A 15,566-nucleotide genomic window follows, 5' to 3' on the forward strand; every position below is an offset into this window, starting at 1 on the left:
GAGCATCACTGTGAAGATCGCCGTCATCGCCCTGGGCAAGATCGGACTGCCGCTGGCCGTGCAGTTCGCCTCGAAGGGCCACGACGTCGTCGGCGTCGACGTGAACCCGCGAACGGTCGAACTCGTCAACGCCGGGATCGAGCCGTTCCCCGGCGAGGCGCACCTCCAGGAGCAGCTCTCGGAGCTGGTGCCCGCCGGCCGCCTCCGCGCGACGACCGACTACGCCGACGCCATCCCCGGCGCCGACGCGGTCGTGCTCGTGGTGCCGCTGTTCGTGGACGCCGAGGCGCGGCCCGACTTCGGCTGGATGGATGCCGCGACCCGCTCGCTCGGCGAGCACCTCACCCCCGGCACGCTGGTCGCCTACGAGACGACGCTGCCGGTCGGCACGACCCGGGGCCGCTGGAAGCCGATGCTCGAGGAGACCTCGGGCCTCGTCGAGGGCCGCGACTTCCACCTCGTGTTCTCGCCCGAGCGCGTGCTCACGGGCCGCGTCTTCGAGGACCTGCGCAAGTACCCCAAGCTCGTCGGCGGGCTCTCCGAGGCCGGCGCGCAGCGCGCGATCGAGTTCTACGAGGCCGTGCTGGACTTCGACGAGCGCAGCGACCTCCCTCGCCCGAACGGCGTGTGGGACCTGGGTTCCGCCGAGGCGTCGGAGCTCGCGAAGCTCGCCGAGACGACCTACCGCGACGTGAACATCGGGCTGGCCAACCAGTTCGCGCGCTTCGCGCAGAAGTCGGGCATCGACGTGTACAAGGTCATCGAGGCGTCGAACTCGCAGCCGTACAGCCACATCCACCAGCCGGGCATCGCGGTCGGCGGGCACTGCATCCCCGTGTACCCGCGGCTCTACCTCTGGAACGACCCCGAGGCGACCGTCGTCCGCGCGGCGCGCGAGGCCAACCTCGACATGCCCGACTACGCCGTCGGCATGCTGGAGGGCGCGATCGGCGAGCTCGGCGGCCTCCGCGTCGTGGTGCTCGGCGCCGCCTACCGCGGCGGCGTGAAGGAGACGGCGTTCTCGGGCGTGTTCGACGCCGTCGCGTCGTTGCAGCGCCGCGGTGCCGAGGTGCTGGTGCACGACCCGCTGTACACCGACGACGAGCTCGCCGGTCTCGGCTTCACGCCCTACCACCTGGGCGACGACATCGACGCGGCCATCGTGCAGGCCGACCACGCCGAGTACCGTTCGCTGGCCCCGGCCGACCTGCCGGGCGTGCGCGCGTTCATCGACGGCCGTCGCGTGAGCAGCCCCAAGGCGTGGGGCGACGACGTGGTCTACCGGGTCATCGGCCGGGCCTGAGCAGAGCGGATGCCGCGCGGCGTCCGCGTGCGCGCGGATCCGCGGCCCGCGGCATCCGTCACCGCCGCGCCAGCACCGTGGCGATCGTGTAGCGCAACGGCGCTTCGCGGGCGCCGAGGTACCGCAGACGGCGCGGCAGCAGTGCGGCGGGGCTGGCGAACCGCCGGCGCTCGCGCGCCCGCCGGTTGAGATCGTCGTCGGCGACCGCCTCGTCGCCGGCCGCGTCGACGAGCGCGCGCTCGAGGCGGGAGAGCCGCTCCAACGCGTCCGGGGCGAACGCCGCGAGCGCCATCGCCAGGACTGACAGGTCACGTCGGTCTTCCGGAGCCCAGGCGTGTCCGCTGCGGTAGAAGAGGGCGCCGAAGACGTTGATGCGCCACATCTTCACGGCCCAGGCCGTCCGGTGCGGCCGCGGCGCACCGAGCAGCCACGGGGCCTCGAGAAGCAGCGGGAGGTAGGCGAGCTCGTCGGCGATCGGCCGCGGCGTGAACGTGACGCGGGTCGGCGCGTCGTCGTGCACGAGGTACGCCGGCGCGCGCCGGGCGAGGCTGATGGCCGCGCCCGACGACCACAGCCGACCGGAGTACTCGAGGTCCTCTCCCACACGGGGTCCGACGGCCATGCGCACGTCCGCGAACCGGGCTCGCGAGACCAGGCCGAGCGGTGCACTGCGGTAGCTCAGGCGATCGGCGACGCCATCGAGGCGCCGCGAGCGCCAGGGCCGGACGGGCGGGGTCGGGATCGTCGCTCCGCCGGCGTGCCGGAGCGGCGGGATGACCACGTCGGCATCGTCACGGTCGGCGACGCGGAGCCAGGCGTCGATCGCCCCGGGCTCCAGCTCGTCATCGGACCCCATCACCGAGGTGAACCGGGCGGTGGCGGCATCCAGGCCGGCGTTGAACGGGCCGGTCGGGCTCGGGATGCCGTCGTGGTGCTCGATGAGTCGCACCCTCGGATCGTCGGCCAGTGCCCCGAGCCGCCCCGCGATCGCCTCGCTCGGAAGGTTGTGGCAGACGACCGTGACACGGAGCGCCGCGGACGATCGCAGCACCGAGGCCACGGCCCGGTCGATGGCCCGCGCGGGGTCGTGCACGGCGATGACGACGTCGACGTCCGGCTCAGCCATGGGCGAGTACCGCCTGGCGGTAGGCCGCATCGTAGGCCGCGGCACGGGCCGCGGGACTGACGCGCGATCGGAGCGGTGCGGCGATGTCGTCTGCCGAGCGGTCCCGGGCGAGCTCCAGCGAGCGCTCGACGGCATCGGCGTAGGCGATCCCCGTGCGCTCCGCCACGAGGATGCCGTCGGGTTCGGCCACGAAGTCCCGCTGGCCGCCGTTCGCCCCGACGACGACCGGACGGCCGCTGAGGAGCGCCTCGGCGATGGACACGCCGAAGGTCTCGACCGAGGTCGGCAGCAGGAACAGGTCGGATTCCGCGAGCGCGGCGGCCACGCCCTCGGGCGGCAACCCGCCGGGCAGCTCCACGACGTCGTCGACGCCGAGCCGCCTGGCGAGCGCACCGACCTCGGCGCGGGACGGGCCGTCCCCGATCCACCGGAGTCGCGCATCGCGTCCGCGGCGTCGCAGCTCGGCGACCGCCTCGACGGCGAGATCGGGGCCCTTGCGCGGGATGAGTCCGCCGACTGCGACCAGACGCAGCGGTCCGCCGGCCGGCGGGCGCGGTCGGGGCTGCGCCGGGGCGTCGACGGCATTCGGGATCACCTCGACGGTCCGGCCCAGCCTCGCCTCGAGGTGCTCCGCAAGCGCCGAGCTCACGGCCACGACGACGTCCGGCCGCCGCATCAGCCGGAGCGCCGCACCGAGGCCGAGGCGTGCCGGAAGGCCGACCGTGGACGTATCGAGCAGGGCCGACCAGTGCTCGGTGTGCACCCACGGGATCCGCACCCGCAGGGGGGCGAAGGGCAGCAGCGCCGACGGCGACATGGTGTGCACGAGGTCGTAGCGCGCGAGTCCGGCCCGCAGCGCGCGGGAGGCCCGCAGGATGTCGACCGGGTTCGACGTCGACATCGCCAGGCGGCGCACGCCGGGCGCGGCATCCGTCGGCCCCACCGCACCATGCGGGTGCAGGTGCAGCACGTCGACCTCATGGGTGCGCCGGAGCAGTTCGACGTCGCGGCGGACGAAGACCCCTGAGGCCGGTGCGGACGCGGACGGGAACCACGTGGTGACGACCAGGACCTTCACCCGAATACGCTAGCACCGGCCCGTCACCGTAGAATCGAGGCCCGTGAAGGTCATCAGCGTCGTCGGCGCGCGCCCCCAGTTCGTCAAGCTCGCCCCGATCGCGCACGCGGCGGCCGCCGCCGGGGTGCAGCACGAGATCGTCCACACCGGGCAGCACTACGACCCCATGCTCTCGGACGTCTTCTTCGCCGACCTCGGGATCCCCGCACCCGACGTGCACCTCGGCGTCGGCTCGGGCAGTCACGGCGTCCAGACGGGCGCGATCCTCGGCGCCCTCGACGCGGTGTTCGAGGAGCACGCGCCCGACTGGGTGCTCGTCTACGGCGACACCAACTCGACGCTCGCCGCGACGCTGAGCGCGGTCAAGCTGCACCTTCCGGTGGCACACCTCGAGGCCGGACTGCGTTCCTTCAACCGTCGCATGCCCGAGGAGCACAACCGCGTGCTCACCGACCATGCCGCCGACCTCCTGCTCGCGCCGACGGGCGTGGCCGCACGTCACCTCGCCGACGAGGGCCTCGCCGCCCGTTCGGTGGTCGTCGGCGACGTGATGACCGACGTCCTGATGCAGGTGCGCGACGCCCAGCGGGGCCGTCCGGTCGAGCTCGTCGGCGAGCTCGGACTCGAGCCGGGCGCGTACTCCGTGGCGACCATCCACCGCGCCGAGAACACCGACGACCCGGCACGGCTGCGCATGATCGTCGACGCGCTGTCGGCGATCGACCACCCCGTGGTGCTGCTCGCGCACCCGCGCGTCATCGCGCGCGCCCAGCAGCACGGGATCGACCTCGACGCAGGCTCGCTCGTCTCGCATGCGCCGCTCGCCTACCCCGACCTCATCAACGCCGTCCTGTCGGCGCGCGGGGTGGTCACCGACTCGGGCGGACTGCAGAAGGAGGCGTTCCTCCTGCGCGTCCCGTGCACGACCGTGCGCACCGAGACCGAGTGGGTCGAGACCGTCGAGCTGGGATGGAACGTGCTCGCCAACGGCGCCGAGGAGATCCGCGACGCGGTCGGCCGTGCCGCGCCGCAGCCCACGGATGCCGCTCCCTACGGCGACGGGCGGGCGGCCGAGCGCGTCATCGACGAACTGGTGCGCCGCGCACGCTGAGCCGGCTCACGCCGAGCGCGCACGCGCGGCCAGTGCGTCGATCGCGCGACGCCACACGGCGACCTGGGTCTCGCTGGACAGCTCCGCGGCGGCCCGGTCGGACGCGGCCTTCCACTCGGCGACGCGCTCGGGGGTGAGCGCGTCGATCTCGCGGGCCAGGTCGTCGGCGTCGAATCCGGCGGTGACCGTGCCGAGCCCGTGCCGCTGCACGACTCCGGCCATCTCCGGGGACGGTCCGACGATGATGCCGAGACGCGCCTGCACGAAGTCGAACAGCTTGTTGGGCAGCGCCCAGCGGTAGTTGAAGTTGATCGGCGGAAGCACGAACACGCCGACGTCGTACTCGGCGAGCCTGCGGATCAGGTCGGCGTAGGGCACCGGCGGGTGCAGTCGGACGCGCTCCGACTGACGCTCGCGGATCTCGGCGATGAGGCCGGGGTCGTTCTCGGTGAGGTACAGGTCGAGCGTCACGGGCCTCGTCGCGCGCTCCACCGCGTCGATCATGAGCGTGATGCTGCGGTTGCGCAGGCCCGCACCGCTGTGCACGAGCCGGATGGGCTCGCCGACCGGCGTCGGGGCCGCGGCGACGTACGGGGCTGCGTTCGTCGCGACCCCCGCGCGGACGCCGAAGACGCGCTCGTACTCGGCGGCGACGCCCTCCCCCACCGTCGTCACGGAGTCGGCACGACGCACGTAGCGGCGAACGAGCCACGCCATGAGCGGGGCGAAGAAGATGCGCCATCGCAGGTCCTCGTAGCGCTGGCGCGGGGTGTACTCGTGCAGGTCGGCGTGGACGCCCCCGCGCGGTCGCAGCCCGATCGCGAGCGGCACGGTGTCGAGGTCGTTGGCGAGCACCACGTCGAAGGTGCGACCGCCGAGCAGCCGCTGCGCCTCCACGACGGCGCGGTTGCCGCGGTACGCCCGCTCGAACCGGCGGAGGACGAGGGCGACCCGGTCGAAGCGCCACGCGGGGGCGTCGGACGGGATGCGCAGGTGCTCGACCACCCCGTCGGGCGCCGCCCCGTACCCGCACGTGATCACGTCGTAGTCGCGGGTGAACTCGCGAACCTGCTTGAGGACCCGGGCGTCGCCGCGGATGTCGGAGAACGAGAGGATCAGCAGCGAGGGCCGGCTCACGAGGCGCTCCGGGGCTCGAGCAGTCGGTCGATCGCGGTCTCCCACCCGTGGACCTCGCGTTCCGCCGACACGACCGGCGCGGCGGCGTGCGAGGCGAGCTTCATCCGGCGGACGGCGTCGCCGTCCAGGGCATCGATGGCGCGGGCGAGGGACTCGGCGGTGAAATCGTCGGCGACGACGCCAAGGTCGTGTTCGCGGACGTAGTGCGCCATCTCCTCGGAGGGGCCGACGATGATGCCCAGGCGCGCCTGGATGTAGTCGAAGAGCTTGTTGGGCAGCGCCCAGCGGTAGTTGAAGTTGACCGGCGGCAGCACGAAGACGCCGACGTCGTACTCGTTGAGCGTCGCGATGAGGCGGTCGTAGGGCACCGGGTCGTGCAGCCGGACCCGGGTGCTGCGCTCGGCGTGGCGGCGGATGCGGTCGAGGTAGGCGGGGTCGTTGGGCGTGAGGTAGAGATCGAAGGTCACCTCGCGCCGGGCGAGTTCGACGCCCTCCACCATGGTCATGAGATTGCGGTTGCCGAGGCCCGCCCCGCTGTGCACGAGACGTATGGGATCGCCGACGGGTCCCGGCTGGAGGTCGGCGTAGGGTGCGGCGTTCGTCACGACCGCGGGCGCGAAGCCGAACTGGCGCTCGTACTCCCGCGCGAGGCCTGCGCCCACCGTGGTCCAGGATGCCGCACGCGCCGCGTAGCGTCGGGCGAGCCATTCGGCGAAGGGGCGGATGCGGCGATTCCATGCGGCGTGCTCCTCGTGCAGCCGCGGCGCGTACTCGTGCAGGTCGGCGTGGACGCGACCGCCGTCGGCGACGCGCAGCGCGAGGGGCACGGCCTCGAGGTCGTTGGCGAGCACGGCGTCGAACCGTCGTCCGGCGAGCGCCTCGCGCACCCACCGCACGGCGGGAAGGCTCCAGAAGGCGCGCCGGTACCAGCGCAGGGTGATGAGCCGGCCGTTCAGCGCCGTGACCGAGAGCCCGTCGGGAATCCGGATGTGCTCGACGCCCTCCGGCGCCTCGCCGTACCCGCAGGTGGTGACGGCGTAGCGGTCGCGGAACAGGCGCACCTGCTTCAGCACGCGCGCGTCGCCGGCGATGGGCGAGAACGACAGGATCAGGAGCGCAGGCTTGGTCATCGTCCCTCTCTCATGGACCGGTGCGGTGCTCAATGCGGCCACCCCACGTACCTGAGTACCCGGCGCAGGTCGGACTCCCGGTCGAGCGCGTGCCGCAGGTCGCGGGTGAGCAGCCGGTCGGCGCGACCCGCCCGGTTACGGCGCCGGCCCGCTTCCCGGAGCGCGCCGAGTTCCGCGGGCCGTTCGGCGACGAGGAGGTCGAGGATGGCGCGGTCGCGCCGCGACATCGGATCGAGCGCGCGCGGCGCGATCGAGAGTCCTGCCTGCGCGAGTGAGCGGTAGGCCTCGTGCTCGCCGGGGCCGAGCGAGTCGGCCTCGGCGCGCCGGACCAGCCCGCCCACGAGGTGGATCCTCAGCGTCTTGACGACGAGCGCGTGACGGCGGGAGGGGGGCATGGCGGCCACCCACGGCTCGGCGAAGAGGCCGATGTACGGGGCGAGCTCGTCCTCCACGCCCATCGGGGCGGTCGTGACCCGCACGGCGGCGTCGGCGCCGATCACGTAGCCCGGGTCGGTGGGGTGGAAGTCGATGCGCTCGGCGAAGTTCCAGAGCCGGGCCGAGAACGGCGCGTCCTCGCCCGAGCGGAGCTTCGGAACGAATTCGAGTTCGAGCCGGTCGACCAGTCGCCGGTCGATGAAGGCGAGCGGCGCCGTGCGATAGGCGAGGCGGTCCTTCACCGGGTCCAGCCGGCGGTGCCGTCCGCGGCGGCTGAGGGGGTTCGCCATCGGCGGGCCGTCCTGGTGGCGCAAGGGCAGCACCAGCACCTCGGGGGCGTCGCGTTCGAGGTGGCGAACCGCGGCGTCGACCGCGCCCGGGTCGAACCAGTCGTCGGAGCCCATGACGCTCACGTAGGGCGCCTCCGCACGGGCGAGTCCGTGGTTGAAGGGGCCCGCCGGGCTGCGGATGCCGTCGTGCAGCTCGAGCCACCGCACGTCCGCATCGGCGAACCGCTCGACCGTGGCCGCGAACGCCGACGCCTCGATGTTGTGGCACACGACCGTCACCCGGGCGCGCGCCGATACGCCATGCTCGCGGCCCGCTCCGGGCTCGCCCACGATCGAACCGATCGCCCGTCCGACCGGGCGCCGCGCGTCGTGCACGGCGATGACGACCTCCGCGACGGGACCGGCGGCCGTCACTCGCCTGACCTCACGGAGCACACCCGACGATCCTAGCGGAACCGCCCCGCGCAGCCCGGCGACCGGTCAGCCGATGAGCGTCATGGACTGCCATCCGCTGCCGACCTGGCGTGCGGTCAGCCATCCGCCCCGGCCGTTGCCGGGATACAGCCGGAGCACGCCGTCGGAGCTGCGGGCCAGGACGTCCGCCCTGAGGTCGCCGTCGAGGTCGCCGGGGCTGCCCACCCAGGTCATGCCCTGCCAGCCGCTGCCGATCACGGTCGGGGCCGCGTACCCGGTCGCGGTGCGCGCGTACAGGCGCATCTCGCCCGCGCTGGTCACCGCGATGAGGTCGGGGCGCCCGTCGCCCGTGAAGTCGCCCGGGCTGAACACCCACCGCATCGTCTCCCAGCCCCCGCCGACGCGGACGCGGGGTTCGAACCCGCCTGCGCCGTTGCCGGGGTAGATCCAGAGGACCCCCGAGCCGTCGCGGGCCATGATGTCCCAATCGCGATCGCCGTCGACGTCGCCGCCGCCGAACACCGCCGTGAAGCCGCCCCAGCCGTTGCCGGCCTTCACCCGGGGGGCGAATCCGCCGTTGCCGTCGCTCGCGTGACGCCAGAGGTCGCCCGCGGTGTCGCGCGCGAACACGTCGCGACGCCCGTCGCCGTCCCAGTCGCCTCCGCCGAACACGAGGTTCGTGCCACCCCACTCGCCGGGCGCCGTCCGACGCGGCAACCAACCGCCCGACCCGTTCGACGGGTAGATCCAGGTGCCGACGCCCGACGCCTGCGCGATGAGGTCGCGCGTGCCGTCGCCGGTGAGGTCGCCCATGCCCGTCGTGAGCGGGACCACCGGGCCGGACTTCGCCCCCGGACCGGCGAGGAGCGACATCCCGTTCCACCCGTTGCCGATGAGCTTGGGTGCGCGCCAGCCGCCCGTGCCGTTGCCGGCATACAGGTAGAGGCCGCCGGCGCCGTCGCGCGCCAGGAGATCGTCGCGTCCGTCGCCGTCGAAGTCCCCGGGCGTGATGATGCTGGTCATCACGTTCCAGCCGGTGCCGACCCGCTGGGCCGGCTTCCATCCGGCACGGCCGTCGCCCGCGTAGAGCCACAGGGCGCCGTCGGCGGCGCGACCGAGCACGTCGGGGTTGCCGTCCCCGTTCACGTCGACGCTGCCCACGAACGTGGTGAACACGTTCCAGCCGATGCCCACCTGCTTCGGCGGCGCGAATGTGCCGTTGCCGTTGTTCGTGTGCAGGCGCAGCACGCCCGCCGCGTCCCGCGTGAAGAGGTCCTGGTCGCCGTCCGAGTCGAAGTCGCCCGCGGCGAACATCGCGGTGACGTTCTGGAACCCGGTCCCGGCCTCGACGGGGCTCCGGAAGTTCCCGCGGCCGTCGGTCGGGTAGGTCCGCAGGACCCCGGCCGAATCGATCGCCATGACGTCGCGGTAGCCGTCACCGGTGACGTCGCCGACACCGTCGATGAACTTCATGTTGTTCCATCCGCTGCCGACCTGCACGCGCGGTCGCCAGCCGCCCGTACCCGATCCGGGGTAGAGGTACATGACCCCGGCGCCGTCGACGGCGTAGACCATCGGGATCTGGTCGGTGGACAGCGGCGCGGGCGGCGGCGCAGCCGGCGCGCTCGTCGAGCCGAACCAGTCGGTGAAGAGTCTCCAGAAGTTGCGGTTGCCGTAGCTCGAGCAGGCGTCGCCCGTGCCGTAGAGGTTCGCGAGCGCCGCCGCGTTCGGGCGGTAGGGCGTGTAGATGTACAGGCCCGCCGTCGCCTGGTTCTGGATGTAGACCTGCGACGACCCGCATGCCGTGTTCGGATGCCACAGGATCGTGTTGTAGCGACCCGCCTGGTAGGCGCGGATCCCCGGGTTCGCACGGTACTTCCGGAACTGCCAGGCGGCGTTGTACACCTGGTTGAAGAAGCCGTAGTAGTTGGCGTCGCAGTCGGCGGTGTCCGGGCAGCCGTAGCCCGTGGCCGAACGGTACTGCCGCGACGACGGCGACGAGTCGGTGACGATGCCCTGCTCCTTCTCGAGCAGGACGATCAGCGAGCGCGGATTGATCCCGCAGGCGCGCGCCACCTTGTAGATGATGAGCGCGGCGGACTCGTTCGCCTGGCCGGCGTACGCGGCGCAGCCCTCGCTGCGGGCGGGCTGGCTCGTCGTGGCCTGCGAGTAGTCCTTCAGGCACACGTAGCCGCTCGCGCAGGTGGGCACGCGGGCGTTCAGGAAGGACTGGATCTGCGCCGCGGTCATCGTCGAGCTGTCGTAGAAGACCTGGTCGCTGATGATCATCCCGGCGTTGAAGTCCTTCGGATCCGCCGCCGCCGCCGCGCTCTGCGCGGGCATCGTCACCTGCGCCGTGAGCGCGCTCGCGATCAGCGCGACCACGGCTCCCGCCGTCGTCAACATCGCCCGTACCGACGCCATGTCATTCCCCCCGAACCGCCCCTGCACGCAGGGACACGGGCCTCATGGTAAGCGGATGCCGGGGGCCCCGGGGGGTATTCCGGCTCGGCGCGTCGCATCGCGGGCGGCGCATCCCGTCCGGCGCGAGCGGGCGTCGCGAGCGCGCCGACGGATGCCGCCGGCAGGTTCAGGCGTGGTCGGAACTCGATCCGCGGGCGATGAGGCGCCGGTACGCGCGACGCCGGATCGGCTCGGGGACGAACCGGTAGGTGCCGCGGACGAGGACGTTCCGGAGGTACTGCAGCCGGGTGGTGAAGCCGATGCGACGCAGGGCGCGCTGGAGCTGCATCTCACTGCTCCACTGGGCCCGGCCGCCGCGCCGCGCGTAGGCGCCGTCGCCCACGCGGTACATGAGGAGCGGCTCGGCGAGGTTCCCGACCCGGGCCCCGGCGTGGATCATGCGCGCGAAGAGCCAGTAGTCCTCCATGAGGCCGAGGGGCTGGTATCCCCCGGCGCGCTCGACCGCGCTGCGCCGGTAGACGACCGTCGGGTGGCTGAAGGGGTCGTGGAAGCGGGCGAACCGCTCGATCTCGGCCTGCGCGGTGCGCGGCACGCGTCGGCCCACGATCGAGCCGTCGTCGTCGAGGAACTCGAGCATGCCGGTGCCCACGAGGTCGAGTCCGCCCTCGATGAGCGGCAGCTGCGCGGCGAAGCGCTCCGGCAGCGAGATGTCGTCGGCGTCCATCCGGGCCACGATGTCGTGCTCGCAGCGGGCGAGTCCCTCGGCGAGCGCGTGCGCGAGGCCCGCGTTCTCCTGGATGCGGTGGTGCAGGACGGGGACGGGCGAGTGGGCGATCGCCGTCTCGATCGCGCCCTCCAGCCCGGGCGAGACCGGGCCGTCCTGGACCAGCACGACCTGGGCGGGGCGTCGCGTCTGCGCCTCGACGCTCGAGGTGAACGCCTTGGCGAAGTGCACCGGATGGTCGCCCCGGTACACGGCCATCAGGAGGCTGAACGGTTCGCTCACGATGCCTCCACCGCCGCGATCGCGTCGGAGGCGCGGCCGAGCCCGGCGAGCGCGTCGGCGTTCGGCCGCGGACGGTAGCGGGTCCCGTCGTGCCATCCGCGACGCCAGCCGTCGGCGAGCACCGACCGGTCGGCCGAGCGCGCGAACGTGCGCACCCACCGCAGCACGCTCGAACCCCCGTAGAGCAGCTTCTCCCAGCCGGCGAGGCTCCGCGACCGGCGGAACATCCACAGCTTGTTGCGGACCTCGTAGTAGAACCGCGCCCCCGGGTCGGCATCCGTCGAACCCAGGACGCGCGTCTTGTGCACGACGACGGATGCCGGGACGTGCACGCCGCGACGACCGCGGAGCGCCCGCGTGGAGTACTCGAAGTCGTCGTTCCAGATGAAGTAGTCGGCGATCGGCAGCCCGATCTCGCGGACCACGTCCGCCCGCACGAGCATCGAGACGAAGGACGTGCTGCGGATCGGCACGACGCCGCGCTCGGCGGCCGTGCGCCGCTCCCGGCGTTCGGCGAACGGCTTTGGCCGCGGCGTGTTCATCGGGTGCTCGGTGCCGTCGAACCACTCGACGCGCGAGCCCGCGACGACGGCGTCGGTGCCGGACACCCCGGCGAGCAGCTCCCGGAGGGCGGCCGGCTCGGGGACGGTGTCGTCGTCCATCAGCCAGATCCAGTCCGGGCGGTGATCGGCGAGCGCGACCGCCATGCCGGCCGCGAAGCCACCGGCCCCGCCGGTGTTCCTCGGCAGTTCGACGAGGTCGACGAGGTCGCCGGCCGCGCGGGCGACGTCGGCCGAGGCATCCGTCGACGCGTTGTCGACGACCACCACGCGCTCGACCGGCGACTCCTGGGCGGCGAGGGCGGCCAGCACCTCGGCGAGCAGGTCGCGGCGGTTGTAGGCGACGACCACCGCGACGACGCGCGCGGACGCAGGGGTGTGGCTCATTCGCTCTCGTTCTCGGTGGGACGGGACCCATCCATCTTGCCCTGTCCGCACGTCGTCGCCGTCCACAGGGTCGCGGTCGGGGCACGGCGACCGGCCCCGGACGTTACAGTTGACGGGCCGCCGCACGAGCATCCGAGGAGGGGCATGGCCACCACGCTCCGCGTGATCGTCGACCAGTTCGTCGCGCCCGTTCCCGGGCCGACCGGCCGCTACACCGAGGCCCTGACGCGCGCGCTCATCGCGACCGCGCCGCGCGGGTGCGAGGTCGAGGGCGTCGTCTCCAGCTCGCTGCCGAGCGACTACGAGCGGATCCTCGAGGCGTTCCCCGGGCTGTCGGGCCTCTACAAGTCGAGCCTCGCGCGTCGCGAGCTCGCCGCCGCCTGGCAGTTCGGCCTGACGACGTCACCGGGCGGCGGAATGATCCACGCGCCGACGCTGTTCGCGCCGTTGCGCCGCCACGACCGCACGGTCCCGGGCGAGCAGGTGGTGGTGACCGTGCACGACGTCCTCGCCTGGACCAACCCCGAGTCGCTCACGTCGGCGTCGGTGGCCTGGCAGAAGGCGATGCTGAAGCGGGCGCGACGCCACGCGGATGCGGTCGTGGTGCCGACGCACGCCCTCGCCGAGCGCCTGGCCCAGATCGTCGACCTCGGCGACCGCGTGCGCGTCATCGGCACGGCGCCCCGACCCGGCCTGGAGGTGCCCGGCGACGCCGACGAGGTCGCGCGGCGCCTGGGGCTCCCGGCCGAGTACCTCGCGGTCGAGGGCACCCTCGAGCCGCGCAAGGGCGTGGTCGACCTGCTCCACGCGCTCGGCCGGCCCGGCGTGCCGGAGATCCCACTCGTCGTGATCGGCCCGCAGACCTGGGGCGAACAGCACCTGGCCACGGTCGCCGAGGAGGCCGGTGTGGCGCCGGCGCGCGTGGTCGCGGTCGAACCCGACGACCCCGCCGAGCACGCGGTCGTGCTGTCGCGCGCGACCGCGGTCGTCGCGCCCAGCCGCGACGAGGGCGACGGCACGGCGCTCATCGAGGCGTTCCGCCTCGGCACTCCCGTGATCCACTCCGACACGCCCGCCTACCTGGAGGTCGGGGCCGATGCCGGCATCGCCGTGCCGGTCGGTGTCGGCGGCGGTTACGTCGAGCGCCTCGCGGCGGCGATCACCGCCGTCGTCGAGCAGCGCGACGTCGCCGAGCGGCTCTCGATCGCCGGCACCGACCGGGCGCAGGCGTTCGACTGGCGCGACTCCGCCGAGCGGGTCTGGCAGCTGCACGCCGACCTGTAGCCGCTCGACCTCGGGGCGATCAGCCGGCCTGGGGGGCCGGCGGGGTCGGCTCCGCGGTCGCCGTCGTGATCGCGTCCTGGATGAGCGCGTGCACGAGGTCCCAGTCCGGGTACGCCGGGTCGACCCCGGCGTCGGGCGTGAGCTCGACCGTCGCGACCGGCAGCTCCCGGGTCTTTCCGGCGAGGTCGACGAAGTAGCCGAGCATCGACTGCGGGATGTCGGTCCGGACCGTCTCCGCGCCCGCCTGCGCGACGGCTTGGAACTTCGTGAGCACGTTCGCCGGCGTGAACTGGCGCAGGATCGCCTCCTGCAGCACGCGCTGGCGCTCCATCCGGTCGTAGTCGGTGCCGCTGTACCGCGAGCGCGCGTACCACAGCGCCGTGTAGCCGTTCATCCGCTGCGTCCCGGCCTCGACCCAGCCGTCGACGTTCTGCAGGTACTCGTCGCCGCCGATCGGCAGGCGCTCCTCGACGGTGATCTCGACACCGCCGAGCGCGTCGATGAGCGCCTCGAAGCCCTGCATGTCGATGACCACGAAGTACTGGATGGTGAGGCCGGTGACGCCCTCCGCGGCATCCCGCATGGCCTCGATGCCCGGCGAGCTGTTGCGGCTCGCCGCGTCGGGGTAGAGCTCGGGCGTGACGACCTCGGCCTCGGTGTAGATCGAGTTGAGCAGGCACACGTCGACCAGGCACCCCTGTTCCGTGCCGTACCCGCTCGGATAGGCCGACGCCATCGGGGAGTCCGCCGGGAAGTGCACGTCCTCGAGGTTGCGCGGCAGGCCGATGAGCACGGCCTGCCCGGTCTGCGCGTCGATCGAGGCCACGGTCATGCTGTCGGGACGCGTGCCCTCGCGGTCCGGCCCGGTGTCGGCGCCGAGCAGCAGGATGTTGTACCGCCCGTCGACGGGCGGCTCGCTGGGGCCGGCCGCGAACACCGTCGACAGGAAGCCGCTCGCCGTCGTGGCGAGGTAGGCGCCGTACGCGGCGCCGCCGGAGGCGACGACGAGCACGACGGCGGCGAGCGCGGCGATCGGCGCCCGCGCCGACGGTTGCGCCTTGACCAGGCGGACGAGCCGCAGCGTGTCGAGCGTCAGCACCAGCCACAGGACGGCGTAGAAGACGAGTCCGAGCGCGATGATCCAGAGCGCGATGCTGTTCGACGCGATCGTGTACACCACAGTGGGCGCCGCGAACCACGTGATGATCGCCGCGAGCATCAGGACCCACAGGGCGAGCGTCGCGCCGAGGCCGAATCGGCCGAGTCGGCGGTCGCCGGCGAGCACCTGTGCCGAGCCGGGGATGAGGATGTTCATCCCCACGAGCCACCAGCCGCGCCGCGTCATGAGCGGGCGCGACCCGGTGTCGGGGTGCCGGATGGGACTTGCGGCGATGGTCATCGGCTGGACTTCAGGCGTTCGTTCTTCTGCTCGACGAGCGCGGCGAGCGAGGCGGCGTAGTCGGCGAGGGCGTCGCGCAGGGCGTCGTCGGCCGTGGCGAGGATCTTGACCGCGATGAGTCCCGCGTTCTTGGCGCCGCCGATCGAGACCGTCGCGACGGGCACGCCGGCGGGCATCTGCACGATGGACAGCAGCGAGTCGAGTCCGTCGAGCCGGGAGAGCGGCACGGGCACGCCGACGACCGGCAGGGTCGTGACCGACGCGAGCATGCCCGGCAGGTGGGCGGCGCCGCCCGCGCCCGCGATGATCACCCGAATGCCGCGACCGGCCGCCTCCTTGCCGTAGGCGATCATCTTCTCGGGCGTGCGGTGCGCCGAGACGACCTCGACCTCGTGGGCGACGCCGAACTCGTCGAGGAGCTCCGAGGCCTCGCGCATGACGTTCCAGTCGGAGTCGGAACCCATGACGACGCCGACGAGGGG

Annotated in this window: 13 protein-coding genes; 3 read left to right on the forward strand and 10 right to left on the reverse strand. The window is 73.0% G+C overall.

Annotated features, from left to right (window positions below; translation table 11 throughout):
• Positions 1-10 precede the first annotated feature (10 nt).
• Complete coding sequence (locus tag RH861_RS14845) at positions 11-1,303, forward strand: nucleotide sugar dehydrogenase (protein ID WP_310521638.1); 1,293 nt, start codon at positions 11-13, stop codon at positions 1,301-1,303.
• A gap of 58 nt (positions 1,304-1,361) precedes the next feature.
• On the opposite strand, the gene RH861_RS14850 is transcribed toward RH861_RS14845, so the two are convergent.
• Positions 1,362-2,429 carry a glycosyltransferase family 2 protein gene (locus RH861_RS14850; RefSeq protein WP_310521639.1) on the reverse strand — a complete coding sequence of 356 codons (1,068 nt, stop codon included), beginning with the start codon at positions 2,427-2,429 and terminating at the stop codon, positions 1,362-1,364.
• Entirely contained in the window at positions 2,422-3,507 is a 1,086-nt protein-coding gene (locus RH861_RS14855) for a glycosyltransferase family 4 protein (protein WP_310521640.1), read from the reverse strand. Before RH861_RS14855 ends, RH861_RS14850 begins: the two co-directional genes overlap by 8 nt.
• A 43-nt stretch (positions 3,508-3,550) precedes the next feature.
• Between RH861_RS14855 and wecB the strand changes: the two genes are divergently transcribed.
• A complete protein-coding gene (gene wecB, locus RH861_RS14860) occupies positions 3,551-4,618 on the forward strand; it encodes a non-hydrolyzing UDP-N-acetylglucosamine 2-epimerase (RefSeq protein ID WP_310521641.1) in 1,068 nt (355 codons plus the stop codon).
• Positions 4,619-4,624: 6 nt separating this feature from the next.
• Here wecB and RH861_RS14865 read toward each other — a convergent pair whose 3' ends face one another.
• From RH861_RS14865 to RH861_RS14890, 6 genes are all read right to left on the reverse strand, one after another.
• Positions 4,625-5,755 (reverse strand): glycosyltransferase family protein, encoded by a 1,131-nt coding sequence (locus tag RH861_RS14865; protein ID WP_310521642.1) that lies wholly within the window; start codon positions 5,753-5,755, stop codon positions 4,625-4,627.
• Complete coding sequence (locus RH861_RS14870; RefSeq protein WP_310521643.1) at positions 5,752-6,885, reverse strand: glycosyltransferase family protein; 1,134 nt, start codon at positions 6,883-6,885, stop codon at positions 5,752-5,754. Before RH861_RS14870 ends, RH861_RS14865 begins: the two co-directional genes overlap by 4 nt.
• A 29-nt stretch (positions 6,886-6,914) precedes the next feature.
• The gene (locus RH861_RS14875) at positions 6,915-8,045 is read right to left on the reverse strand and encodes a glycosyltransferase (protein WP_310521644.1); all 1,131 of its coding nucleotides are present in this window, start codon (positions 8,043-8,045) and stop codon (positions 6,915-6,917) included.
• A 45-nt stretch (positions 8,046-8,090) separates the two neighbouring features.
• Complete coding sequence (locus RH861_RS14880) at positions 8,091-10,448, reverse strand: FG-GAP repeat domain-containing protein (protein ID WP_310521645.1); 2,358 nt, start codon at positions 10,446-10,448, stop codon at positions 8,091-8,093.
• A 166-nt stretch (positions 10,449-10,614) separates the two neighbouring features.
• The gene (locus tag RH861_RS14885; RefSeq protein WP_310521646.1) at positions 10,615-11,454 is read right to left on the reverse strand and encodes a glycosyltransferase; all 840 of its coding nucleotides are present in this window, start codon (positions 11,452-11,454) and stop codon (positions 10,615-10,617) included.
• On the reverse strand, positions 11,451-12,401 hold the full coding sequence (locus tag RH861_RS14890; RefSeq protein WP_310521647.1) for a glycosyltransferase: 951 nt from the start codon (positions 12,399-12,401) through the stop codon (positions 11,451-11,453). Before RH861_RS14890 ends, RH861_RS14885 begins: the two co-directional genes overlap by 4 nt.
• A 144-nt stretch (positions 12,402-12,545) precedes the next feature.
• On the opposite strand from RH861_RS14890, the gene RH861_RS14895 reads away from it, so the two are divergent.
• Entirely contained in the window at positions 12,546-13,685 is a 1,140-nt protein-coding gene (locus RH861_RS14895) for a glycosyltransferase (RefSeq protein ID WP_310521648.1), read from the forward strand.
• A 19-nt stretch (positions 13,686-13,704) separates the two neighbouring features.
• On the opposite strand, the gene RH861_RS14900 is transcribed toward RH861_RS14895, so the two are convergent.
• Entirely contained in the window at positions 13,705-15,084 is a 1,380-nt protein-coding gene (locus tag RH861_RS14900; protein WP_310521649.1) for an LCP family protein, read from the reverse strand.
• Positions 15,081-15,548, reverse strand: a complete 468-nt coding sequence (gene purE / locus RH861_RS14905; protein WP_310521689.1) for a 5-(carboxyamino)imidazole ribonucleotide mutase — start codon at positions 15,546-15,548, stop codon at positions 15,081-15,083. Before purE ends, RH861_RS14900 begins: the two co-directional genes overlap by 4 nt.
• Between the last annotated feature and the right edge of the window lie 18 nt (positions 15,549-15,566).

It is taken from the genome of Agromyces indicus (assembly GCF_031432295.1).
GTDB lineage: Bacteria > Actinomycetota > Actinomycetes > Actinomycetales > Microbacteriaceae > Agromyces > Agromyces indicus.

Excerpts from the sequence above, each read along its gene's own strand:
- RH861_RS14850 (WP_310521639.1), bottom strand. The coding sequence starts at position 2,429 with ATGGCTGAGCCGGACGTCGACGTCGTCATCGCCGTGCACGACCCCGCG.
- RH861_RS14900 (WP_310521649.1), bottom strand. The coding sequence starts at position 15,084 with ATGACCATCGCCGCAAGTCCCATCCGGCACCCCGACACCGGGTCGCGC.
- RH861_RS14870 (WP_310521643.1), bottom strand. The coding sequence starts at position 6,885 with ATGACCAAGCCTGCGCTCCTGATCCTGTCGTTCTCGCCCATCGCCGGC.
- RH861_RS14880 (WP_310521645.1), bottom strand. The coding sequence starts at position 10,448 with ATGGCGTCGGTACGGGCGATGTTGACGACGGCGGGAGCCGTGGTCGCG.
- RH861_RS14895 (WP_310521648.1), top strand. The coding sequence starts at position 12,546 with ATGGCCACCACGCTCCGCGTGATCGTCGACCAGTTCGTCGCGCCCGTT.
- RH861_RS14890 (WP_310521647.1), bottom strand. The coding sequence starts at position 12,401 with ATGAGCCACACCCCTGCGTCCGCGCGCGTCGTCGCGGTGGTCGTCGCC.
- purE (WP_310521689.1), bottom strand. The coding sequence starts at position 15,548 with ATGGGTTCCGACTCCGACTGGAACGTCATGCGCGAGGCCTCGGAGCTC.